Source organism: Streptomyces angustmyceticus (assembly GCF_019933235.1).
GTDB classification, from domain to species: domain Bacteria; phylum Actinomycetota; class Actinomycetes; order Streptomycetales; family Streptomycetaceae; genus Streptomyces; species Streptomyces angustmyceticus.
In genome coordinates, this window is sequence record NZ_CP082945.1 from 4,695,004 (window position 1) to 4,717,849 (window position 22,846).

The window sequence follows — 22,846 nt, forward strand, 5'->3', positions numbered from 1 at the left end:
TGCCGACGGGGCATGTGCGGTCTCTGCCGTCTGGCTACTGTTCCGGGCATGGGGGATTACTTAGCGCACATACCGAGAAACACCTCGTTAGTCCGCGCGACGGGCGCGGTGCGGGCCGTCCGCCTCTTCCTGGAGGAGTGCCGCCCGTGCGTACAGATCATCTTCTTCCTGCGGTTCCTGGCCGGGGCCCTCACCACGACGGCGCACCGCCCTGCGGGGTGGGGTCACCAGCTGGCCGGTCCGGGGGTCTCGTGGGTGCTGGCCTCGCTGTTCGCGTACGGCATCAACGGCGTCTCGGACGTGTCGGAGGACCGGGTCAACGCCACCGGCCGGCCGATCGCCCGCGGGGAGCTGTCGCCGCGGACCGCGGCCACCCTGACCTGGCTGGCCGCGGCCGGCTCCGTGATCACGGCCCTGGCCTGCGGTGACGCGCTGTTCACCGGGCTCGTCCTGGTCTATCTGGTGATCGGCTACGCCTACTCCGCGGCCCCGTTCCCGCTCAAGTGCAGCGCCCTGGGCGCCTCCGGGGCGGTGCTGGCGATGGGGCTGCTGACGTACGCGGCGGGCTGGCAGGCCACCGGCGGGGGCACGCCGTCCGGGGCGACCGTCGCGCTCGCGGTGACCATGTCGCTGTGGATGGCCGTGGTCGGCGCGGTGACCAAGGACTTCTCGCACGCCGCGGGGGACGCCGCGGCCGGCCGCCGTACGTCCGTCACCGCCTGGGGGCCGTCGGCCGCGCGGCTGGTCGCCGCGGCCGGAGCGCCGGCCGTCGCGGCCGGGTTCCTGCTCGCGGGGCTGCCGTGGCCGGTGCTGCGGGTGCCGTCGCTGGTGCTGCTCGGCGGGGCCGTGACCGTGGCGGTGCTGTGCTGGACGACCCGGCGCGATCCGGCACGCGGCCGGACGCCGTACCGCGCCTTCATGGTGTCCCAACACCTGGTGCACGGGGCGCTGTTCCTGCAGCTCGCCCTCTGAGCACCCGCCGCGCCGGGCCCCGGCGCGGCGCTCGGCCTCCGCACCGGAGCGTGCGGAGGCCGAGCGCGTGCGGCCGTCGGCGGGCCGGGCGGTCAGAAGACCTGGCGCGCGGGGAAGCGTGCCAGGGAGGACGGCCCGCTGTGCCGGCGCGGCAGCATGCCGAGGCCGGTGGCCTTGTTGACGGCGTCGATCCGGGAGACGGCGTCGAGCTTGCTGAAGATGTTGCGCATATGGCGCTTGACCGTCCCCTCGGCGATGCCCAGCCGGGCCGCGATCTGCCGGTTGCTCATCGCCTGGGCCACCAGCGCCAGCACCTCGGCCTCGCGCTCGGACAGCCGGTCGGTGCCCTCGGGTTCGGGAGCCCGGGCGCGCAGACTGTCCGGCGAGATGGAGACCGTGACGGTGTTGCGGCTGCTGAGCACACAGTCCCGGATGGCCGTCACGAGCGTGTCGCGCCCGGTGCTCTTGTGCAGGTAGCCGCGGATGCCGAGCGCGAGCAACTCCTGTACGAGGTGCTGTCCGTCGTACATGCTCAGCACGATGATGTGCAGGCCCGGATCGCGCTCCAGGAGGCGGCGTACGGTCACGGGCGGGTCGTTGCGCGGCATCTCGATGTCGAGGAGGACCACTTCGGGCCGCAGCTCCGCGGCCATCCGGATGGCGTCCTCGCCGTTGCCCGCCTGCCCGACGATGTCGAAGCTGGGCTCGGACCGCAGCAGGTCGCACAGCGCCTCGCGGAGCAGGGTGTGGTCGTCCGCGACGAGTATCCGTACCGGGGCGGCGGTCATCGGCGTCCCTCTGTCTCCGGTGCCCGGCCCGGCGCCGGCGGCGGGGACGCGGGGTCCTCCTTGATCGGGATCCAGATCGTGACGTGGGTGCCCCGGCCGGGGGAGGAGTCGATGTTGAGGGTGCCGTCCAGGAGTTCGGCGCGCTCCTCCAGGCCGGTCAGCCCGTTGGAGCGGCCGCCGGCGTGCACCGAGGCGAGGTCGAAGCCGAGGCCGTCGTCGATGACCTCGGTCTGGATCTCGTGCGGGGCGATGTCGATGTGGACGACGACATTGCCCGCCTCCGCGTGGCGGTAGACGTTGCGCAGGCACTCGCGGACCATGAGGAAGAGTTCCTCGGACACCGCCGTCGGGATCCACTCGTCCAGCCCGCGGACCCACAGCTGGACCGGGGTACGGGCGTCGCCCATGGACATGACGAAGTGGTTCAGGGCGGTCTCCAGCGAGCCGGCCACGGTCGGCCTGCGCAGCTCGGTGACCAGCTCCCGGGTGCTCGCGAGGGTCTCCAGCACGGCTTCCCGCGCGGCCCGTACGTGCTTGGGCACGTCCGCGCCGCGGTCGCGCAACTCCAGTTCGTACAGCTCGATCTGGCGCATCGCCAGGCTCAGGGAGTTGCCGATCTGGTCGTGGATCTCGCGGGCGAGCTTGCGGTGCCCCTGTTTGTGCACCTCCCGGACCCTGGCCAGCATGAAGGAGTCATAGCCGATGGAGCCCGCCTCCAGGCGGCGGCCGACGCTGTGCTGGAGCGAGCGCACGGCCGCGGCGTAGGCGCTCCAGGGTGCCCCGTCGGCTTCGGTCCACTCGACGACCTGGTCCAGGACGAGGTCGAAGAGGAGCACGCCGGCCCGCACCGAGTGGGTGAGATGGACGCCTTGGCGTACCCGCTCCCCGCCGAGGTCGACCACCTCGGCGATGTGGGTGTCGGAGACGAGCGGCTTTCCGGCCGTGTAACTGCGGGTGCAGTCCCGGTAGATGCGGCGGGCCTGGAGCTCGCACTGGGCCCAGGCCTCGGCGCTCAGGGCGAGCGGGCTGTTGATGGCGCGGAGCCGTTCGCGGTACTGGGCGATGACCAGGTCCTCGGAGGTCCGTAAACGACTTTCGGACATGGTGCCTGCGCTGTGGAGCGGTGCCTCGCCGTTCATGCGCCCGCCTTCCCCGCACGTCTGAGGTGCGGACCGGTGGCGCGAACGGGCAGCAGTGTTTTCGTGAACAGCACTTGTGTCCTCCCCCAGCGGAATGTCCACCGCCCTGGCCGGGCCGTGGCTCATTTCCCACCGCACAATGCGAGGGCATCTTAGCTGACTGTGCTGTCAGCCACAGGAGTTGCCCGAGCGGGCGGGGGGCGGGAGACGGCAGTCCCGTCTCCCGCCCGCCGGCCGCCGCTGAAGGGGCGTGGCCGCACCGGACGCGACCGATCGATCTCAGCCCTTCCGCCGGAGCACGGCGGCGCGGATCTTGAGCAGGTTCGGCACCAGGACGTAGACCACGAGCGGCACCACCAGCCCGGTGATGACCAGGACGCGGAGGGCCACGGGCAGCGGCATCAGCGCCGGGCCGAGCGCGATCTGCGCGAGCGTGATGCAGGGGTAGACGGCCAGCCAGGTCAGCAGGGCCCGCATGTGGACGGAGGGGAGGGCGGGCGCGGGCGCCGGGGCGGCGTGCTGGGCGGTGCGGTCGGAGGCGGAGGCGGGGGCGGGGGCGGTGGTCATGGTGGTCATGGCGTTCTCCTCGGTGGCGGTGCGGAGCGGGCGGGCGGGGCGGTCGGAACTCATACGAGGGCGTACGGCGCGGACGGCTGGGCGCCGGTGCCCTCGCGGGCGGCGATCCAGCTGTCGTGCAGCCACATCTCGGTGCCGCGGCGGCCGGCCGCGGAGTCCCAGCGGATGTCGCGTTCGAAGGTGAGGACGGTGCGGTCGGCGCCGACCACGACCCAGGCGTAGAGGCCGTCGGTGTGGCGGGTCTTGACCTTGGTGCCGGACAGGGCGGCCGGTGCTCCGTCGGGGGCGGTGATCTGCTCGTGGTGCGGGGCGATCCACTGGACGGTCAGGGCGGCCGCGTACCGCGGGTCGAGCGCGGTCAGGAACCGGAAGGCCACGGTGCGGGCCTCGTCCTCGCCGGGCAGGTCCCGTTCCGCACCGGCCGGGGGCGCGGTGAGCCGGGTGTAGCCGAGGAGGACGTCCTCGTCGTCGAGCACCACGCTCAGGTGGGGCCCGCCGGGAGCGGCGGCCCGCCGCGCTGCGGACTGCTGGAAGCGGACGACGGTGACGGGGCGGCCGTCGTGGGTCTCCCGGCGGGTCCCGGCCGCCTCCCAGCCTCCGTGGAACGGCAGGCCGGCTCGGGACAGCGCCAGGCCGGTGCGGGCGATGTCGCTGGTGGTGGTGGCAGCCATGGGGCGGGTCCTCACTCTGCTCGGAAGGGCGGTGGACGCGGGGCGTACGGGTCGGGCGAGGCGTGCAAGTGGTGCGGGGGGTACGGGTGTTGCGTGTCCTGGGGCCGGTCGGGGAGCCCGTTTCCGGGTTCCCGTCGTGGCGACACCCTGAAGGTAGGCAACCAACCAGTTGGTTGTCAACCATCTAGTTGGTTGGCTTCTGGGGGCAGCCGCTCTACGCTGGAGCCATGACCCAGGACACGACCCAGACCAAGGCCCGGCTCCTCGCCGCCGCCAAGAAGGAATTCGCAGCTCACGGCATCGCGGGCGCCCGGGTGGACCGCATCGCCGAGCTGGCGGGCGTGAACAAGGAGCGCATCTACGGCTACTTCGGGAACAAGCAGAAGCTCTTCGACCTGGTGGTGGCCGGTGCCCTGGACGAGCTGGCCGAGGCCGTACCGCTGGAGCCCGGCGACGACCCCGCCGAGTACGTGGGCCGGGTCTACGACTTCCACAGCGCCCACCCGGAGCTGGTGCGCCTGTTCCTCTGGGAGGGGCTGCACTACCGGGACGACGTGCTGCCCAACGAGGTCCAGCGCGCCGGCCACTACGAACGCAAGGTGCAGGCCCTCGCCGCGACCTTCGGCACCGAGGACGCCCCGAAGGTGGCCGCCTGCCTGCTGAGCCTGATCGGGCTCGCCGCCTGGCCGAACGCGGTGCCGCAGATGGCCCGGCTGATCCTCGGCGACACCGCGGCGGGGGCCGATCTGCGCACCCAGGTGGTCGAGTTCGCCCGCCAGGCCGTCGCGGGCTCCTTCCCGTCCACCGTGGGGGCCTGACGCCGCGTCCACCGTGGGGCGTGACGCCGCGGCGCCCCCTCCGAGCAGCCGGACCCCCGATACCGCTCCGGGACCGGCTGCTACTCCTTTCTGAGCACCGGCCGCCCGGCCTTGGGGGTAGTGGAGCCCTGCTGAGCCCTGTGCACGGCTAGCGTCCGTGACGCGGGTGCCATCGCATGCACCCAGATGGGGGTTCAGATTTCATGTTGCGACACAGCGCGGCGCCGCCCGATTCCGCCGCACCGCCGGCGGTCTTCCTCGCGATACCCAACGAACTGCAGCGCTTCGGCATGGTGGGCATGCTCCGGTCCGTGGAGTCGGCCGGCCACTGCACCGCCCACGCGACGCTCGCCGACGCCGTCGCCGCCGTACGCGATCCGCGCGGCAGCATCCTGCTGACCACTCCGGACGCCGTCGACCCGGCCGGTGAAGTCGCCCTGCGCCGGGCCGCGCACGGCGGCCTGCGGATCCTGCTCCTGCTGCCGGACGCCGAGGACGCGACGCTCGGGCAGGCCGGCATCCTGCCGGGCGCGTCCCTGCTGGTCTGCGACGACCTGAGCACCAGGACCCTCACGGAGAGCCTGGCCGCCACGGCCGCCGGGGAGACCTACGTCCCCGCCGCCCTCACCCACACCCTGCTGCGCCGGGCCGGCCACGGCGAGGTCCGCGCCGGTGGCGCGCCCCGGCTGACGCCCCGTGAACGCGAGACGCTGGTCCTGCTCGTCGACGGCTACAGCAACAAGCAGATCGCCCGCCGGCTGCGGATCTCCGAACACGGCGCCAAGCGCCTGGTGGCCAACATCCTCGCCAAGCTCAACTGCCCCAACCGCACCCTGGCGGCCGCGCGCGCCCTCCGCGAAGGGCTGTGCGCCGAACGGACCGGGCCCTCCACCGCCTTCCCCCACACCGGGCCCGTCCCGGTGCCCGACACAGTTGCAGGATGGTGAATGTCCCCATGGGCACCCACGCACGAGCGGCGTTCTTCGATGTCGACGAGACGCTGCTCAACACCAAGAGCATGTTCCACTTCCTGCGCTTCTGGATGGCGCGCCAGGGCGACGACGGCAGCGCGTACGACGCCGTCATGGCCGAGGTGAACTCCCAGGCGGCGTCCGGCGTTCCCCGTACGGAGATCAACCGCCGCTACTACCGGCGCTTCGCCGGGGTCGACCACGCCGAGCTGACGCGGGCCGGCCGCGACTGGTACGACGCCTACCGGCGCGAGGGCTCGGCCGTCGTGGTCGCCGCCTGGGCCGCCGCGCGGCGGCACGCCCTGGCCGGCGACCTGGTGGCGCTGGTGTCCGGATCGTTCCGGGCGCTGCTGGAACCGCTCGCCGGCGACCTCGGGGCGGACCTCATCCTCTGCTCCGAGCCGCTGGTGGGCGAGGACGGCCGACTCACCGGCGAGATCCGGCGCCCGATGATCGGGGCGATCAAGGCGGACGCGGTCCGCGAAACGCTCGCCGCGCGGGGCCTGTCGGCCGAGGAGTGCTCCTGCTACGGCGACCACGCCAGCGACCTCGACATGCTCCAGGTCGTCGGGGACCCGGTCATCGTCGGCGCCGACCCCGTCCTGCTGGAACGCGCACAGGCCCTGGACTGGGCGGTGCTCTCGGCGGCCGCCGGCCCGCTGCGGGCCCGTACCCCGGGCGCCGTACGGATCAGCGCGCGGCGCGGCCCCGTCGCAGCGCGAGAGCGGTGAGGACCAGCCCCCCGCGGAGCGCCCAGTGGCCGGTGAGCCAGGCCGGCCGCCTGCCGTCCACGTCCGGGCCCGGCACCAGCAGCCGGGCCCGGAACGTGCCCGCGGCCGGATCGAACGTCATCCGGGCGTCCCGGAAACCGAGCCAGCGGCCGGTGAGCGGGTTGAACACCTTGTAGACCGTCTCCTTCGCGCTGAACATCACCGTCCCCCAGTGGACCTCGGGGAACTCCCGCTCCAGGGACCGGAGATGCTCCCGCTCCGAGGGCACCGAGATGCTGTCGAGGACGCCCGGGGGCAGCGGCCGGTGCGGCTCCGCGTCGATGCCCACGGCATGCAGGTCGGTGGTGCGCGAGAGCGCCGCCGCGCGGTAGCCCTCGCAGTGCGTCATGCTGCCGATGACCCCGGCGGGCCAGCGCGGTTCGCCTTTGGGGCCCGACGGGATGCCGGCCGGCGGCACGCCGAGCGCGGCCATCGCCCGCCGCGCGCAGTGCCGGGTGGTGGTGAACTCCCGCCGGCGCGGCTCGGTGCACGCCTCCAGGGCGGCCGCCTCCTCGGGAGCCGTCGGGGCGTCCAGCACGTCCGCGGTGGTGTCCACGCAGGCGACGGCCGAGGGCAGGATCTGCTGCATCATCACTTCTCCTGGGATGGTGCCGCGAGCGCTCGGCGCATCGCGGAAACAGGGCGCGGCGGCAGACGGCACGCGCCGGGGGCGCCGGCGAAGGCCGGCCGCCCACTGCCATCCCAGGACAGGTCACGGCAGTACAGCTGTACGTCTCGCATGGTGCCGTCCCGGTGCCCTCCGGGGCCACCCGCCACATCGGCCAGGCCGTTCGGGCACACCCTCCGGGCACTCCATCCGGGCATCCCCGTTCGGGCATTCCCTCCGGACGGTCCGGCCGGACACTCCCTTCGGATGCGCCATTCCGCCGCCCCCTTCAGGCACTCCGCCCGGATATTTCATCCGGCCATTCCGGTGTACCTGCCCCTGTGAACGCACCGGCCGAGCTGCCGGTATTGAGGCGTTGTCGCCGCGGAAAAGGGGCGCCTAGAGTTCGGGCAACGAAAAGGGCACCGCACAAAAGCGATCGAGCGTCACAGCGGAAAATCCTGATGCGCACCGGCGAAATCACCAGCGAAAACACCTTGGAGTGACACGCAATGACCCACCCGTTTCTGGACCGGCTGAAATCCTTCGGGTACGCCGAGGCCGTGGTCTTCGAAAAGCGCAGCTACCGCTACGACGACCTGCTGCGTCTGGTGGCCGAGTGGCGGATGTTCCTCGACCGGCACGACGTCGCCGCCGGCCAGGTCGTCACGCTGGAGGGCGCCTACTCGCCCGAGGCCTGCGCGGGGCTGCTGGCGCTGATCGAACGCGGCGTGATCGTGGTGCCGCTGACCACGCTGCCCGCCGCCAAGCGCGCCGAGTTCCTGGACGTGGCGATGGTGGAGACGGTGATCCGGGTCGACCCGGGCGGCGCGCACCACTGCGAGTCCACCGGGCGGCGCGCCGACCACGAGCTGTACGGCCGGCTCCGCGAGGCCGGCCACCCGGGCCTGGTGCTCTTCAGCTCCGGCACCTCGGGCCGCAGCAAGGCATCGGTGCTGGACTTCGAGAAGGTGCTGGCGCGCTACGGCGAGCCCACCCGCCCGTCGCGGATCCTGTCGTTCCTGAGCCTGGACCACATCGGCGGCGTCAACACCCTGCTGCACACCCTCAGCCAGGGCGGCACCGTGATCACCGTGGCCGAGCGCACCCCGGAGTCGGTGTTCGAGGCGATCGCCGACCACCAGGTCCAGATCCTGCCGACCACCCCGACGTTCCTGAACATGGTGCTGATCTCCGGCGTCCACGAGCAGTACGCCACCGACTCGCTCACGCTGGTCACCTACGGCACGGAGCCGATGCCGGAGCGGACCCTGGAGCGGCTGACCGCGGCGCTCCCCGCGGCCCGGCTGAAGCAGACGTACGGCCTGTCCGAGCTGGGCATCCTGCCGACCCGCTCGCGCGGCGACGGAAGCCTGTGGCTCAAGCTCGGCAGCGCCGGCTTCGAGCACAAGATCATCGGCAATGTGCTGTGGATCCGCTCGGAAATGGCGATGCTCGGCTACCTCAACGCGCCCGCCCCCTTCGACGACGAGGGCTTCTTCAACACCCAGGACGTCGTCCGGACGGACGGTGAGTGGATCCGCATCCTGGGGCGCGACTCCGAGATCATCAACGTCGGCGGCGAGAAGGTCTACCCCAGCGAGGTGGAGTCCGTCCTGCTGGAGCTGGACAACATCGCCGAGGCCACGGTCAGCGGCCGCCCCAGCCCGGTCACCGGGATGGTCGTCAAGGCCACCGTGACCCTGATCGAGGACGAGGACCGGCGCTCCGTCACCCGCCGGGTACGGGAGTTCTGCGGCCGGCGGCTGGAGCCCTTCAAGGTGCCGGTGCTGGTGGAACTCGCCTCCGCGCCGCAGCACTCCGACCGGTTCAAGAAGATCCGGAGCGCCGCGTGAACGCCCCCGGGGGCGAGCGGGTCGCCCTGATCAGCGGCGGCAGCCGCGGACTCGGCCGGCTGCTCGTCACCCGGCTGCTGGACGACGGCTGGCGGGTGGCCACCTTCAGCAGATCGGCCAACGACTGGGTGAAGGACCTCCACGCCGAGCGGCCCGACCGCTTCCGCTGGGAGGCCGCCGACCTCACCGACCAGGCCGCGCTGCGCGCCGTCGTACGCGGGGTCATCGGCTGGGCCGGCCGCGTCGACCTGCTCATCAACAACGCGGCGGTGCTGCACCAGGAGCTCTTCCTGACCACCGCCCCCAAGAAGATCGAGCAGCTGATCGCGGCGGACCTGCTGGCCCCGATCACCCTTGCCCAGAGCTGTGCGCGGGCGATGACCCGGCAGGGCGGCGGCCAGATCCTCAACGTGTCGTCCATCAACGCCATCCGCGGATTCCGGGGAGTGGCGGCCTATTCCGCCGCCAAGGCCGGGCTCGACGGTTTCAGCCGCAGCCTGGCCCGGGAACTCGGCGCCTTCAACATCCGGGTGAATTCCCTCGTTCCGGGATTCTTCGACAGCGATATGACCGTCGAGGTGACCGAACGGAACAAGGAACGCATTCAAAAGCGCACCCCGCTCGGCCGGCTCGCGGACGTCGGCGAAATCGCCGACGCCGTGCTCTATCTGACCTCGCCCGGTGCCTCGTTCATCACCGGCCAGACCCTTGTCGTAGACGGAGGAATCACATGCTGAACGCACAGGAGATCCAGGGAAAGATCCACAGCGAGATCGTCGCGCTGCTCGCCGAGGCCGAACTGCCCATCCCGGTCCTCACCGGCAGCGAGATCCTCAACAAGATCGGGCTCAGTTCGCTGCTGCTGGCACGGCTGGTCATCCAGCTGGAGATCGAGTTCGGCTTCGACCCGTTCGAGGAGGAGTACGTCATCTCCGACGTACGGACCCTCAAGGCGCTGGTCGACGCGTACGTGGACATGGCCGGCCGGGCGGCCGTCGCGGCCTGAGCGCCCGCCCCGCCCCCCTCGCGGACGGAGATCCGTCCGCGGCCGTGCCCGGCACACCCGTTGCTCCACCCATCGTCATCCGCCACCACGAGGAGGAAGAGACATGTCGCACGCCGCGCAGGAAACGCACGAAGCGCTCGTCGTCGTAGGGGACCGGTTCGAGGAGTTCCTCGTCAACCGCGGGACCATCGCCCACTCCGCGCTGCTGACCCGGCTGCGCACCGGCGAGCTGCCCGAGAGCCTGGCCCTCAGCGTCGGCCAGGGGCTCTCGGCCGGCCAACTGGACGAGCTGCGCGAGCTCGTGGAACTGCGCTCGCCCGCCGTCGCCTTCGGCAAGCAGGGCCTGCCGTCCCACGCCGAACAGCGCCTGACGCACAAGCACAAACAGCGCAACGTTCTCGTCGGCCCGGTCGGCCAGATCGGCGAGCGGCGGTTCGTCGCCGACCTGGTGCTGGACGAGCGGGTCGAGGTGCTGGAGGACCACCTCACCGGCCAGCACATACCGGCCATCACCCTGCTGGAGGCGGCCCGCCAGTTCTGGACGGTGGTGACCGAGCAGTTCCTGCTCACCGGCACCGACCGCACCCGGTTCGTCATCGGCTCGGTCAACTCCTCGTTCCACAGCTTCGTGTTCCCGATGTCCGCCACACTCAGCTACGAACTCCTGGAGCACACCCGCACCCCCGTCGGCACGGTCTTCCGCTGCCGGATCGGCTTCCACCACGGCGAGGCGACGGCACCGGCCGCCGAGGTCGAGGCCGAGTACCGGGTGATCCCCGAGAAGATCAGCGCCAAGCAGGAGGCCCTCGCCGCCCGGCAGGCCGTGGTCTCGGAGGTCGCTCGGCTCCGGGAGCAGACCACACCGGCCGAGAGCGTGGCGGTCTGACCGGGAAGGGGAGGGCGGCCGGCGAGGCGGTCCGAGCGCGGACGGGCCGGGCGGGGCGCCCCCCCGCGGGCCCCCACCCAGGCCGCCGGCAGTCCCGCGGTCCCGCCACCGGCCGTACCGCGCCGACTCCCCCCTCACCCCATCCGTCGCCACCGCCCCACCACCACCCCGAGGAGAAGCACATGCTGTGGGTGATCCACTGCCTGGACGGTCCGGACACCGCCGAACTCCGGGCAGCCACCCGGCCCGCACACTCCGCCCGGCTCCGGACGGCGGACCTCCGCCCGGTGCTCTACGGCCCCCTGGTGCCGGACGACGGCGCCGGGGCGATCGGCAGCCTCCTCGTCGTGGAGGCCCCGACCCGGCAGGCGGTCGCGGACTTCGTCGCCCGTGACCCCTTCACGGTCGCCGGCGTGTGGGACCGCGTCTCGATCCACGCGTTCACCGCCTCCGAACGGTCACCGGTCCGCCTGCCGCCCGCACCCGTGGAGGGGAGCCGGCCGTGACCGGCGCGCCCTCCCGGCAGGCGGGCCACCGGCGGGCGCCCGGGCCGGCGTCGCACGGACCCCGGCCCGGCCGCCCCGGACCCGCCCCCGGACCCCAGGGCGCCGACCAGTAACGCCACCCCTCACCCGAAGGGAATCCACCCATGCACACGGACGCCGCCCCGCCCACCGCCACCCTCGCCCCGCCCCCGCTCCCCCCGGCCGACGGCCTGGAGGAAGGTTTCGCCGCCCCCTCGGCCATCCCCTCCCTGCGCACCCGTACCGTCGAACTCGAAGGCATGCGCCGCGGCGTCGCCGAGGGCGATCCGCGGGCGACCGAACGGCAGCACGCCAAGGGCAAGCTGACCGCCAGGGAGCGCATCGCTCTGCTGCTGGACGAGGACTCCTTCCACGAGGTCGAACCGCTGCGCCGGCACCGCGCGACCGGCTTCGGCCTGGAGGCGAAGAAGCCGCACACCGACGGCGTGGTCACCGGCTGGGGCACGGTCCACGGCCGGACCGTCTTCGTCTATGCCCATGACTTCCGGATCTTCGGCGGCGCCCTCGGGGAGGCCCACGCCACCAAGATCCACAAGATCATGGACCTGGCGCTGCAGGCCGGCGCGCCCCTCGTCTCCCTCAACGACGGCGCCGGCGCCCGCATCCAGGAAGGCGTCACCGCCCTCGCCGGCTACGGCGGCATCTTCCAGCGCAACACCAGGGCCTCCGGCGTCATCCCGCAGATCTCCGTCATGCTCGGCCCCTGCGCCGGCGGCGCCGCCTACAGCCCGGCCCTGACCGACTTCGTCTTCATGGTCCGCGACACCTCCCAGATGTTCATCACCGGACCCGACGTCATCCAGGCCGTCACCGGCGAGTCCGTCACCCAGAACGGGCTCGGCGGCGCCGACGTCCACGCCGGGACCTCGGGCGTCGCCCACTTCGCGTACGACGACGAGGAGACCTGCCTCGAAGAGGTCCGCTACCTCCTCTCCCTCCTCCCGCAGAACAGCACCGAGTCCCCGCCGGCACACGCCCCCGACGACCCGGCCGACCGCTCCTGCGACGCCCTCCTCGACCTCGTCCCCGCGGACCCCTCCCGCCCCTACGACATGCGCGCGGTCCTCCGCGAGGTCCTCGACGACGGCGAGTACCTCGAAATCCACGAGCGCTGGGCCACCAACATCCTCTGCGCGCTCGGCCGGCTCGACGGCCGCCCCGTCGGCGTGGTCGCCAATCAACCGATGTCCCTGGCAGGCGTGCTGGACATCCACGCTTCCGAGAAGGCGGCCCGCTTCGTCGCCCTCTGCGACGCCTTCAACATCCCCCTGGTCACCCTCGTCGACGTCCCCGGCTTCCTGCCCGGCGTCGACCAGGAACACGGCGGCATCATCCGCCACGGCGCCAAGCTGCTCTACGCCTACTGCAACGCCACCGTGCCCCGCATCTCCATCGTGCTGCGCAAGGCATATGGCGGCGCCTACATCGTCATGGACTCCCGCTCCACCGGCGCCGACCTCTCGTACGCCTGGCCCAGCAACGAGATCGCCGTCATGGGCGCCGAGGGCGCCGCCAACGTCATCTTCCGCCGGGAGATCGCCGCGGCCGACGACCCCGAAGCCGTCCGGGCCGAACGGGTCGCCGCCTACCGCTCCGAGCTCATGCACCCGTACTACGCCGCCGAACGCGGCCTGGTCGACGACGTGATCGCGCCCCAGCACACCCGCCGGGTCCTGGCCGCGGGCCTGCGCATGCTCACCGGCAAGACGGCACCGCTCCCGCACCGCAAACACGGGAACCAGCCCTCATGACCCTCCGCATCCTCTCCGGCAGCCCCACCCGCGAAGAACTGGCCGCCGTCCTCGCCGCCCTGACCGCCCTCTCCACCAGAACGGCCCAGGCCCCCACACTCGCCACCACGCCCCCCGAAGCCTCCTGGGCCCGCCGCAGCATCGCCACCACCCTCACCACCTGGCACCACAACCCACCCCGACAGGAGACCCCCTGACCCCACGCCCGCTCCGGCGACACCCGTCACCGGCCACCGCCGCCCCCGCACGACCCCGGCCCCGGCGACGCGCGCCCCCCTCACGAACACCACGCCCACGCCCACCAGCACGACCACGACCACGACCACGACCAAGGCCCAGGCACCCGGTTCACCACCGGCCGGCCCGGGCCTTCGTCGTCCCCACCACCCACGCGGCGCAGGACGCACTCGTGCTCGTGCTCATGCTCGTGAAGCTGAAGAATTCCTCGCCCGTGCCCTACACGCTGGGCGCGCGGAAGGGGACTTGCCGGCGGGCGGCCTCGTCGACCTCCTCGACGGTGAGGAGGGGCGTGGCCCGGGTGTGCAGGCCCCCACTGGCCTTGACGGTGAGGCTGATGGCGGCCATGGAGACCGGGTCGGGCAGATCGATGATGAGCACGACATCGTCCTGCCCGAAGGCGAAGTACACCGCCTCGACCGTCCCCCCGAGCCCCGTGACCACCTGCTCGACGGCAGCCCGGCGCCCACTCCCGCCTTCCTTGAGCAACCCCTTGGTGCCCTCGGACGTATAAGTGGCCTGAATCAGAAACTTCGGCATCGGGACGCTCCCTGCCCATCGCATGTCCGGTGTCCAGAGGGCCTTCCCCCTGCCACACCGCCCACCACGCACCGAATGCCCTGATTCACCCGTTGGATGCCAATACGGCGAACCCGCCTGCCGACGGCAGCCGCCTTCACGCCGACGCGGCGGGCGCAACGGCGTCTCCTTCGCACCACTCACCGACGGAAAGGTCGGCATCGTGGTCGCGATGCCGCCGCCCCGCCGCCCCCACACGGCACAGGCTGCTGCCTCACGCGCCGCCCATGGGGTCGAACATCCGCATGCGGTCCAGCACTCCGTCCGCCGTCGGCTGCTGCAGTTCGTCGACGATCCTGCCGTCGGCGAGGAAGACCACGCGGTCGGCGTAGGAGGCGGCCACCGGGTCGTGCGTCACCATGACGATGGTCTGCCCGAGCCGCTGGACCGACTCCCGAAGCAGCCGCAGCACCTCGGTCCCCGCCTGGGAATCGAGGTTCCCGGTGGGCTCGTCCGCGAAGATGATCTCCGGCTGGTTCAGCAGCGCGCGGGCACAGGCGACTCGCTGCTGCTGACCGCCGGACAGCTGAGGGGGCCGGTGGGCCAGCCGCTCCCGCAGGCCCAGCGTGGCGATCACTTCCGTGAGCCATTGTTGGTCCGGACGCTTACCGGCAAGGGACATCGGCAGCGTGATGTTCTCCATGACGGTCAGGGTCGGCAGCAGATGGAAGGCCTGGAAGATGAAACCGATCCGGTCCCGGCGCATCAACGTCAGCTGCCGGTCCGACAGCTCGGCGAGATTGACCTCGCCGATCCATGCCGCGCCGGAGGAAGGGGAGTCCAGGCCGGCCAGACAGTGCATCAGGGTGGACTTGCCGGAACCCGAGGGGCCCATGATGGCGGTGAACTGCCCTTGGTGGACGTCGAAGGACACCTGGTCCAACGCTGTTACCCGGTGGCCGCCCATGTCGTGGACCTTGGTGAGGTCGCGGGCAGTGGCTGCCGAGTGATGGCCCGGACGGCCCAACGGGGGGTGCGACGGGATCATGCGCGGCTCCTCATCTGTAGTTCTTGACCGTCGGTTGCTGATTGCCGGCCCTGGGGTGCCGATCCGTCACTGTCGGCTCGGCTCCGTCGGCCGTGGTGTGTACGGGGGTGAGGCGTGGAGGTGGCGAGCTGTGACGACGCCGCCGACGAGGGCGAGGAGCACCACCAGCAGCGCGGCCCCCAGCACGGTCGGGAAGAGCCCGAAGGCTCGGGTGGACACGGCCACGAGGGTGGGGCCCAGTGGAGAGATGGCCTGGGCGAGGAACCCGGTCCCGCTGTGCACCCGACCCTGGAGCTCAGCCGGTGTCATCCGGATCTGCGCGGTGGCGAGCAGGACGGTGACCACCGGTCCGCAAGCGGAGGCGAGAGCGAGCAGGAACGCGGCAGCCCCGTGGTCGCGGACGGTGGCAAAGCCCACCAGCGCCACAGCGATCACGCCGGTGGACAGGGCGATCCCAAGCGTCGCTGGGAGATGTCGGGCGGCCGGAGCGGCGATCAGGGAGCCTCCCAGGGCCCCGGCCCCGATCGCCGCGGTCTGCGCCCCGATGCCCAGAGCGGCCTGTGCCCCGCCGTCGGTCGAGGCGATGACGACGATCAGCAGGCCGTTGAAGACCAGGTTGAGAACGGCCGCGTTGACCGCCGCGTACCGCAGGAACGGCGAGCGCCACAGGAAGCGGACCCCTTCGCAGGCGGCCTTCAGCGTGGGCTGCCCGACACCGACGGGGCCCGCTCTCGAGGGCAGGGCCGCCATACAGGCGGCCGCGACGAGATATGTGGCGGCGTCGAGAGCGAAGACCCACACCGGTTGCGTTGCGAGCAGTGCGCCGCTGGCCGCCGGCCCCGCGATCAAGGTCGCGGCAGTCCGCGCCTGGGTCAACGACAGTGCCCTGGCGAGGAGACCGGGGTGGACGAAACTCCGGATGGCGACGCTCTCGGCCGGGGACAACGTGCTGCCGACCATGCCCAGAAGCAGCGCGGCAAGTATCAGCAGGGGCAGGGAAAGGGCATCCCGTGCCTGGACCAGCGCCAGAGTTCCCAGAATTGCCGCACCGAGCAGATTGCCGCCGAGCAATATCGCCCGGCGGTCGAAACGGTCCGCGAACACCCCGGCAGGCAGACGGGCCAGGAGAACGCCCGCGGACAGCGCCGTACTGGCCAGTCCCGCTTCCCGTACGTCCCCGGATGCCTGCAACGCGACCACCGGCAGTGCGACGATCGAGGCGGACGTTCCGAAAGCCGATGCGGCCTCCCCGCCGAACAACAGCCAGAACGGTCTGCCCAGAGCCGGCTTCGACGGCACTGCCCTCACTGCCCTCTCCGGGCGAACTGCCCTTGGACGGACAACAGCGGATGGGCGGTCATGGCTGCGGGAACGCCGAGCGCCACAACGGCACCCGCCAGGACACCCACGGTCCACGGGCCGTCGAACGTCGGCAGCGGGCCGAGGCCGAGCGTCACGGACAAGGGGACCAGGCACACCACGGCGACGAGGCCGGACAGCGCCACTCCGATCGCTCCCGCGCCCAGTGCCTCGTAGAGCACACAGCGCAGCATCTGGAAGCGACTGAGTCCCAGGGCCCGCAGATGGGCGCGCTGCGCCACCCGGTCACGTTGCGCCAGCGCACTGGTATTGGCCGCCGCCAACAGCGCGTACGCCGCGACCACCGCCGCTATCAGGCGCGTGGCCAGGTCGTCGGCGGGACTGCGGGTGAAGGTCTGCGCGTAGCCCTCGCGCGAGGCGATGGTCTGCCCCTCTGCCACTGGCCAGGCGCTGCTCGGTCCGGTCAGGAAAATGCGGTCGGCGGTGGGAGAGGGGGTGTGGGCGAGCGCGGTGGCACGCGGGAGAATCAGGTGGGGAAAGGCCAGGTCGCGTGCGTAGACGGCGACGAGGGTGAGCCGCTTTGGCCTCCCGTCGGCCAGGGTCAGTTGCACGGACTGGCCGACCTTCCACTTCGCCTGGTCCGCGAGTTCCGCACCCGCGGCGAAGGTACCCTCGCCCACCTTCGTGACGTTGCCCTCTCGCTCGGACAGGTCCAGCACTCGCGACAGCACGCGTCCGTCCACTCCCCAGGCACGGGTCGGTTTGGGCGCTGAATGGCGTTTGGGACCGGGCACAGTGACCTTGGTGGCTATCACAGGGGTGGCGGTGGCTCCGGAGAGCGGGCCGGGGGCGGCCGGAAGCCGCGCGCCGGGTTCCGCGCTGATCACGGCGTCGGCTCGGAGCGCCGCCTCGACCTCCTGCTGGGTCGCGCGCGCCATGGTGGTGCCGCCGCCGAGCAGACAGGCGGTGACTCCTACGGACAACAGGACGGGAACGGCCAGGGCCGTGGTGCGCGCGGGCGTTGCTCGCAGGCCGGCAGCGGCGATGGTGCCCACGCGCCGATCCAGCACGCGCAGGACCGCGCACACCGTGCCCGTCAACGGCGGGAGGACCCACGGGGCGAGCACGGCCAGGGTGGGGATGACGAAGAGAGCCAGCCCTGGGGCGACACCGGCGCGTACCTTCGGAGGCAGCCCCGGAACCGCCATGACGACCAGCAGTGGGGCACAGAACAGCGCCGCCATGGTCAGACCGGTGATCAGCCGGGCCCGGCTGCGCTTGGTACCCGGCGCGCCCTCGTGGTCCTTGAGGAGATCGATCGCGTTGACCCGTCCGGCGGCCCGCACGCTCAGCAGCGCGGCGAGCACGCTCATACCGACAGTTCCCAGGCACACGGCGACGCAGGCACCCCAGGTCTGGGCGGGCGGCGGCAGCTCGGTGACGGCGGGGAACAACTTCTGTTCGATGAGGATGCGGCGTCCGAGCGCCGCCAGCGGCAGTGCTCCGGCCGCGGCGCCGAAGGCCGCCGAGACGAGGGCCAGGCGTGCCACGTCCATGGCCGCCATGCGCCGCAGCCGTGCGGCGGTCATCCCCAGGGCCCTGAGGACGGCGAACTGCCGCAGCCGTTGTCCGGTCCACAGCGAGACGGTGGAGCCGATGACCAGTACCGCGCACATCAGCAGCAGGGACATCAGCAGTGCCATGATGTCCTGGGTGCTCTTGGCGGCGGCTGCTTCGGGCGAGTCTGCCGGGAGATCGGCAAGGCTCGCGCCCAGCAGCAGGATCAGGCAGGCCCCGACACCCGCCGCGGTGGCGCAGCATGCTGTCGCCGCGCCGATGACCCGCCCGGGATAGGCCCGTATCTCCGACAAGAGGAGACGGGTCGGGGTGGTACGGGTGGTGGTCGGCGGGGGCGGGGTGGGAAGCGCTGCAGACACGGATTCCTGTCCTCCACGGGGCGATACGCTGGAGACGGTGCGGGGAGGCCACCCTCATCGTGGCCTCCCCGCACTGGTCTCTCATGAACGAGAGCTATCAGGTGTCGCAGGCGATGAAGCTGATGGTGCTCGGCATCTCCTCGAGGCGGGTCTCCTCGGTGAGTTCCTGCAGTGCGAGAACGTTCGTCATGATCGGTCACCTCCTTTCACGGTGTCGGTGAGTGGGAGCCGGCGAGCCGCTCCGTCCGGTGCTCGACCCGGGTCGGGGTGAGCACCGGGGAGCAGGCGGGCGCCGGGGGTCTTGGCTGCCTCCATTGCCAGCAGGACACCGGCAGTTCCGGTGGCCAGGTCTACTGACAGGCGCAGAAGTTGACCGCCGAAAAGGGCTTGTCCCCCGTCGTGGTCAGCCACATGCAGTGACAGGAGGCGCAGCTGGTCCTCGGCCCACGAGCGTGCTTGCCGGAGGCGAGTCGCGGCGTGGGTGAGGAAGTAGATGTTCCCGGCTCGGCCGTTGAACAGGCCGCCTTGGGAAACGGTTTGGACTGCTGTGGCGTGCGCCGTTCCTGCCACGATCTCGTCGGCCCCGATCGCGGCAGCCTGGGGCCCGGGGAGCGCCATGGCGGCCAGGGCGACTCCGGCCGAGCCCTCGGCGAGGTAGGGGAGCAGCCGCTGGGAACTGCTCATCTGGAGCCCCCCGTCCAACTGCCGTGCGTGCTCGAGGTCGGCTCGTACGGCGGTGGCGGCGGCCTCGGCCCAGTCCGCGTCGCCGGTCAAGCGGGCGCAGCGGGCGAGCAGTACGGCCGGTCCGGACCAGCCGTACATCAGTCCGGGGCGGTCCAACACCCCGTCTTCGCCGATGCGTTCACGGACGGTCGCGGCCAGCTTGAGTGCTTCGTCGCGCAGGCCGGCGTCCAACAGGAGGTGAGCGATGCCGGTCAGGCCGTTGAACAACCCGGGAGAGGAGGGAAGCCGGCTGGAGAGGATGCGGTCGATGAGCTCCTTGCCCAGTGGGTTGTCGAGTCGGTGCAGCAGCCATGCCGTGCCGGCCAGCCCGTCGTACAGCCCGAGCGGGGTGCGGGCCGGGGCCCGGCGGGCCGCGTCCTCCAACCACGCGAGGTGTTCGGGGTCCGCGGAGGAGCCTGCGCCCAGTTGGGCCAGGAGGACCCCGGGAGTTCCGTAGGCGAGTCCCAGTGCCGCGCCTTCCCGGTTCCCGGCGATGTCGCCGGGGAAGAGGCGGTCGATGCGAGTGGGGTCGGCGGACCGGCCGATACCTCGTAGCAGGGAGTCGACGCGCGGGGGCGCGAGCGTGGGCACCGCGTCGGCCCGGTGTCCGGGAAGGTGGGACGCACCCTCGGGGACAGCGCCAGGCGCTCGGCCATTCGCTCGACGTACGCCGCGGGCAGTGTCGGGAAGGCGGTGGTTGTCAATTCGATCAGGTGGCCGATGACCGCTGGAGTGCGCTGCACCAGACCGGTGAGCGGCATGAACACGGAGAGCTGACAACAGCCCAGGGAGTAGAGATCGCTGTCGCGGGCGTTGGTGAGCGACAGGTCGACGAATCCCGGGGCGCCGAGCACGGCGGTGCGCGCGGTGTCAACAGACGTGGCGATCTCGAAGTCCACCAGGGCGATGGTGTCGTCGTCACGGATGAGGATGTTGTGCGGGTGAAGGTCACCGAAGGCCGTCCCTGCCTTGTGCAGGGTCTCGATCGCGGCCTCCGCCTGTCCGAGGTAGTCGACGGCCTGTGCGGTGTACTCGGCGCGTGCCCGCTCGTCCGGTGCGTGGCGGGTGAGGGGATAGTCCCGGCCCATCCACGTACTGAGGGACTGCCCCTGGATGTGCTCCATGGCCAGGTAGTGGTGCTCCCACGCGGTGAAGTACTCGATGGGGCTCGGGACGAACGGCAGGTGGCCGACGGTTTTCAGGGCCGACCATTCGTTGCGCAGCCGGGCCACTGCGTCGGCGCCGGCCGCGTCCAGGCCCGCGTGCGGTCGCGCCTCTTTCAGGACGACCTGAGTACCCTCAGGGGCCTTGGCCAGGTACACACCTCCACCGTTGGAGAAGTGCAGGGCCTTGAGGACCGTGTAGCCGTTGAGTGTGGCGTCAGTGCCCTCGGCCGCTGCGGCGAGGCTGGTGGCGAGGAAGCCCGGGGTCTCGGCCCACTCGGGAACGGTGAAAGCCGGCCGTCGCCGGTCGGGAACGGCGTTGCCCTGCGGATCGTGCAGTGCCGGCACCCGGGAGCCGTCGGGCAGTTCGCACCACATGAGCGCGAACGCTCCGTACCGGACCGACGCCGGCCCCTTGTTCCAGCGGTGGTCGGAGAGGATGTACGGGCCGGGGCGGCCACCGAGTACCGCATCGAGCTCGGTGAGGGCGGTGTGCAGCTCTTCCGCGTCGCGCGGGTAGACCGTGACGACCTTGCCGCTGGCGGCGCGATTGGCGTACTTGCTGTTGAGTACGGTCGTGATGCGGCGGCTGCGCAGGAACTTCCAGGGCAGGTTCAACCGCTGACACACTGCCCAGGTCTGCTCGATGGTTTCCTCGGCGGTATCGGGCGTGGCAGTGATGTGAATCTTCCAGCCCTGCCGGGGTAAATTCTTGCCACCGACCGGAGCGAGAACTTCCCAGACGCCTTGCTGGTCCCGCTTCCATCCAGCGGGGAATGCCCGCTTGGTCAAAGAGAACCGCGAGGCGGTATCGTCGCAGCGTTCCAATGGCTCGTACCAGTTGGAATCGGCAACGATATACGGCCCGTAATTCGGGTCCACTTCCCCCCCTGTTCCTTGCCCGTGGGGAGTCCTCACTCATTGGCGCGCTGAGCGCCGAGTGGGCTCGAACTCCCGTGCCCCTATCGACATGACCCATGATTTGGGTTGGCCGCAAGAATGACAACCTTTTTAGAGTCAGCTTAAGCGGAACATCGAATTACGGGTGGCGGCCTATGCCAGGCGTCCGGGGTGCGAGGGCGCAAGCCGCCACGCGCGGGAGCGAAGTCTGTTGTTTGAGCGCCGGGTGACACAAGGCCGCACGGCTCGCTGGAATCCGATCCGTCGCGCAGCAGATGGCGGCCGAGCGTGGTGACGGTGTGCACGACCTGACTGCCGCTACGGCGGCTCGAGATCAGTCCGGCATTCCGCAGCGTGGCGGTGTGCTGGCTTACCGCTGCTGGGGAGACGCCCAGCTTCTGGGCGAGATCGCCGTTGCTGCAGCCGTCCCGCAAGGCGTGGAGGATCGCTGCCCGGGTCCTGCCCACCAGGCCGGCCAGGCTCTCCTGTGGTCGGTGGGTTGCGGCAGGCACGGACGACAGGCCCTTGTCCGAGAGCACAGCGCACTGGTCACTGGGACGGTCGGGGAAGATCAGGACCGGGCTTCCACCCGCAGCCCCCGGAGACGACGGGATCACCACGCCGGCGTCCTGCAGGAAGAGAGAAGGTGACAGCAGCAGTCCCCGGCCGTCCGGCTTGATATGTGCGGTGCTTTCGGAGTCGATTTCCAGTACGGGCGCGGTCCACCGTATTCCCGGACCAAGACTGTTTAGTAGGGCCTCGATTCCGTCACCACACATGATGTCTCGACGGAAATCCCGGGTCGAGGCGAGATGAGCGTAAATGCGACTCCAATGCGGCTGCACGGCCACCTGGTACATATCTTCGACGGCGGATAATAACTGTTTCGGCATCTCGAGGATGCCGGACTGGGTGGTACTCGACGTGCCTGTGGCACCTGACCAGGCGGACAGGATCTCCCGGGACCCACCGTGCACCCTGGCCAGTCGTCGCACTCCGTCAAGCCGTTGACCTGCATGCAGGATTCTCGCATTGACCCTTCGGCGCCAGGCCCGGAAGAATTCGCTTTTCGTGTTGCGCAAGGCGTCCACAGCGAAAATCGCCTCAACTTGTCGCCCGAGCGGGTAGGCGATTCTGATTCGTGCCAGGTCGTCGGCGCAAAGGGTTATGCGTTGCATGAGTGACCATTCCTTCCTTCCCCTACGGGAATTAAGTGTGGAAAAGATGCGAGAAGGCCCGGTGTAACTGCCCCGAAAGGGCGGGGTGGTGCGCATTTGGTCTTTGTGTCGTGCCGCCCGGATCAAGGCGGCAGGCTCCGCATGAACGCAAACACACACGTGGCATGGATTCTCGCCAAGTGCGGCTGAGGGAAAGCCGAACTAGGCAGGTCGCTATCGCGGCTGCCGGACTCGGCTAAATCTGCCGGAAAGGTCGCCTCGGGCGCCGTATCGATTCCCTGTAATGCACGCAGCTCTACCCCGTTTACCCCCGTGCCCTCCCTTGTCCGGAAGAGCTTTCCCCGAGCCTTGAATGCTTCCACAGGAGCGCTGTCGCGGTCGGCGCCATGAGGAGAGAAGAGCCTGATCTGATGTGACCTGAAATAGCGTGTGTCAAAGGAGCCTGACGGCCATCTGGGAGTTCAT

Annotated in this window: 24 protein-coding genes; 11 read left to right on the plus strand and 13 right to left on the minus strand. The window is 70.9% G+C overall.

Annotated elements, in window-relative coordinates:
* The first annotated feature begins 48 nt into the window (after positions 1 to 48).
* Positions 49 to 972, plus strand: a complete 924-nt coding sequence (locus tag K7396_RS21130; protein ID WP_223660139.1) for a UbiA family prenyltransferase — start codon at positions 49 to 51, stop codon at positions 970 to 972.
* A 92-nt stretch (positions 973 to 1,064) separates the two neighbouring features.
* On the opposite strand, the gene K7396_RS21135 is transcribed toward K7396_RS21130, so the two are convergent.
* The 4 genes from K7396_RS21135 to K7396_RS21150 form a co-directional block, all read right to left on the minus strand.
* The gene (locus K7396_RS21135) at positions 1,065 to 1,760 is read right to left on the minus strand and encodes a response regulator (RefSeq protein ID WP_152105125.1); all 696 of its coding nucleotides are present in this window, start codon (positions 1,758 to 1,760) and stop codon (positions 1,065 to 1,067) included.
* Positions 1,757 to 2,863, minus strand: a complete 1,107-nt coding sequence (locus K7396_RS21140) for a sensor histidine kinase (protein WP_223660141.1) — start codon at positions 2,861 to 2,863, stop codon at positions 1,757 to 1,759. The genes K7396_RS21135 and K7396_RS21140 overlap by 4 nt, the downstream gene beginning before the upstream one ends.
* Positions 2,864 to 3,178: 315 nt before the next feature.
* Entirely contained in the window at positions 3,179 to 3,475 is a 297-nt protein-coding gene (locus K7396_RS21145) for a hypothetical protein (RefSeq protein WP_223660143.1), read from the minus strand.
* A 50-nt stretch (positions 3,476 to 3,525) separates the two neighbouring features.
* Positions 3,526 to 4,146, minus strand: a complete 621-nt coding sequence (locus tag K7396_RS21150; protein ID WP_086720823.1) for a hypothetical protein — start codon at positions 4,144 to 4,146, stop codon at positions 3,526 to 3,528.
* 227 nt (positions 4,147 to 4,373) lie between these two features.
* Between K7396_RS21150 and K7396_RS21155 the strand changes: the two genes are divergently transcribed.
* From K7396_RS21155 to K7396_RS21165, 3 genes are all read left to right on the plus strand, one after another.
* Positions 4,374 to 4,964 (plus strand): TetR/AcrR family transcriptional regulator, encoded by a 591-nt coding sequence (locus K7396_RS21155; RefSeq protein WP_086720822.1) that lies wholly within the window; start codon positions 4,374 to 4,376, stop codon positions 4,962 to 4,964.
* Between the two features lie 203 nt (positions 4,965 to 5,167).
* The gene (locus tag K7396_RS21160) at positions 5,168 to 5,911 is read left to right on the plus strand and encodes a response regulator transcription factor (protein WP_223660145.1); all 744 of its coding nucleotides are present in this window, start codon (positions 5,168 to 5,170) and stop codon (positions 5,909 to 5,911) included.
* The gene (locus K7396_RS21165; protein ID WP_223660146.1) at positions 5,905 to 6,666 is read left to right on the plus strand and encodes an HAD family hydrolase; all 762 of its coding nucleotides are present in this window, start codon (positions 5,905 to 5,907) and stop codon (positions 6,664 to 6,666) included. Before K7396_RS21160 ends, K7396_RS21165 begins: the two co-directional genes overlap by 7 nt.
* On the opposite strand, the gene K7396_RS21170 is transcribed toward K7396_RS21165, so the two are convergent.
* A complete protein-coding gene (locus K7396_RS21170) occupies positions 6,626 to 7,297 on the minus strand; it encodes a 4'-phosphopantetheinyl transferase family protein (RefSeq protein WP_086720820.1) in 672 nt (223 codons plus the stop codon). The two genes, K7396_RS21165 and K7396_RS21170, sit on opposite strands and share 41 nt — an antisense overlap.
* A gap of 527 nt (positions 7,298 to 7,824) precedes the next feature.
* Here K7396_RS21170 and K7396_RS21175 point away from each other — a divergent pair.
* From K7396_RS21175 to K7396_RS21205, 7 genes are all read left to right on the plus strand, one after another.
* On the plus strand, positions 7,825 to 9,168 hold the full coding sequence (locus K7396_RS21175) for an ANL family adenylate-forming protein (RefSeq protein ID WP_086720819.1): 1,344 nt from the start codon (positions 7,825 to 7,827) through the stop codon (positions 9,166 to 9,168).
* The gene (locus K7396_RS21180; RefSeq protein WP_086720818.1) at positions 9,165 to 9,905 is read left to right on the plus strand and encodes an SDR family NAD(P)-dependent oxidoreductase; all 741 of its coding nucleotides are present in this window, start codon (positions 9,165 to 9,167) and stop codon (positions 9,903 to 9,905) included. Before K7396_RS21175 ends, K7396_RS21180 begins: the two co-directional genes overlap by 4 nt.
* On the plus strand, positions 9,899 to 10,174 hold the full coding sequence (locus K7396_RS21185; RefSeq protein ID WP_086720817.1) for a hypothetical protein: 276 nt from the start codon (positions 9,899 to 9,901) through the stop codon (positions 10,172 to 10,174). The genes K7396_RS21180 and K7396_RS21185 overlap by 7 nt, the downstream gene beginning before the upstream one ends.
* A gap of 103 nt (positions 10,175 to 10,277) precedes the next feature.
* Entirely contained in the window at positions 10,278 to 11,060 is a 783-nt protein-coding gene (locus K7396_RS21190; RefSeq protein ID WP_086720816.1) for an AfsA-related hotdog domain-containing protein, read from the plus strand.
* Between the two features lie 182 nt (positions 11,061 to 11,242).
* A complete protein-coding gene (locus K7396_RS21195) occupies positions 11,243 to 11,566 on the plus strand; it encodes a YciI family protein (RefSeq protein WP_152105123.1) in 324 nt (107 codons plus the stop codon).
* 278 nt (positions 11,567 to 11,844) lie between these two features.
* Positions 11,845 to 13,356 (plus strand): acyl-CoA carboxylase subunit beta, encoded by a 1,512-nt coding sequence (locus K7396_RS21200; RefSeq protein ID WP_152105154.1) that lies wholly within the window; start codon positions 11,845 to 11,847, stop codon positions 13,354 to 13,356.
* Complete coding sequence (locus tag K7396_RS21205; protein WP_152105122.1) at positions 13,353 to 13,553, plus strand: acyl-CoA carboxylase epsilon subunit; 201 nt, start codon at positions 13,353 to 13,355, stop codon at positions 13,551 to 13,553. The genes K7396_RS21200 and K7396_RS21205 overlap by 4 nt, the downstream gene beginning before the upstream one ends.
* 259 nt (positions 13,554 to 13,812) lie before the next feature.
* On the opposite strand, the gene K7396_RS21210 is transcribed toward K7396_RS21205, so the two are convergent.
* The 8 genes from K7396_RS21210 to K7396_RS21245 form a co-directional block, all read right to left on the minus strand.
* Positions 13,813 to 14,133, minus strand: a complete 321-nt coding sequence (locus K7396_RS21210) for a GYD domain-containing protein (RefSeq protein WP_086721552.1) — start codon at positions 14,131 to 14,133, stop codon at positions 13,813 to 13,815.
* Between the two features lie 253 nt (positions 14,134 to 14,386).
* Complete coding sequence (locus K7396_RS21215) at positions 14,387 to 15,160, minus strand: ABC transporter ATP-binding protein (RefSeq protein WP_086721553.1); 774 nt, start codon at positions 15,158 to 15,160, stop codon at positions 14,387 to 14,389.
* 66 nt (positions 15,161 to 15,226) lie between these two features.
* Positions 15,227 to 16,468, minus strand: coding sequence for an MFS transporter (locus tag K7396_RS21220; protein WP_223660147.1), 1,242 nt, complete (start codon positions 16,466 to 16,468; stop codon positions 15,227 to 15,229).
* Complete coding sequence (locus tag K7396_RS21225; protein WP_152105121.1) at positions 16,465 to 18,417, minus strand: FtsX-like permease family protein; 1,953 nt, start codon at positions 18,415 to 18,417, stop codon at positions 16,465 to 16,467. The genes K7396_RS21220 and K7396_RS21225 overlap by 4 nt, the downstream gene beginning before the upstream one ends.
* Before the next feature lie 97 nt (positions 18,418 to 18,514).
* A complete protein-coding gene (locus K7396_RS21230) occupies positions 18,515 to 18,607 on the minus strand; it encodes a class III lanthipeptide (protein ID WP_208629223.1) in 93 nt (30 codons plus the stop codon).
* Positions 18,604 to 19,368, minus strand: a complete 765-nt coding sequence (locus K7396_RS21235) for a glycoside hydrolase family protein (RefSeq protein ID WP_086721675.1) — start codon at positions 19,366 to 19,368, stop codon at positions 18,604 to 18,606. The genes K7396_RS21230 and K7396_RS21235 overlap by 4 nt, the downstream gene beginning before the upstream one ends.
* Positions 19,353 to 21,185 (minus strand): class III lanthionine synthetase LanKC, encoded by a 1,833-nt coding sequence (gene lanKC / locus K7396_RS21240; protein WP_143589291.1) that lies wholly within the window; start codon positions 21,183 to 21,185, stop codon positions 19,353 to 19,355. Before lanKC ends, K7396_RS21235 begins: the two co-directional genes overlap by 16 nt.
* 140 nt (positions 21,186 to 21,325) lie before the next feature.
* Positions 21,326 to 22,381, minus strand: a complete 1,056-nt coding sequence (locus K7396_RS21245) for an ArsR/SmtB family transcription factor (protein WP_158101205.1) — start codon at positions 22,379 to 22,381, stop codon at positions 21,326 to 21,328.
* Positions 22,382 to 22,846 lie beyond the last annotated feature (465 nt).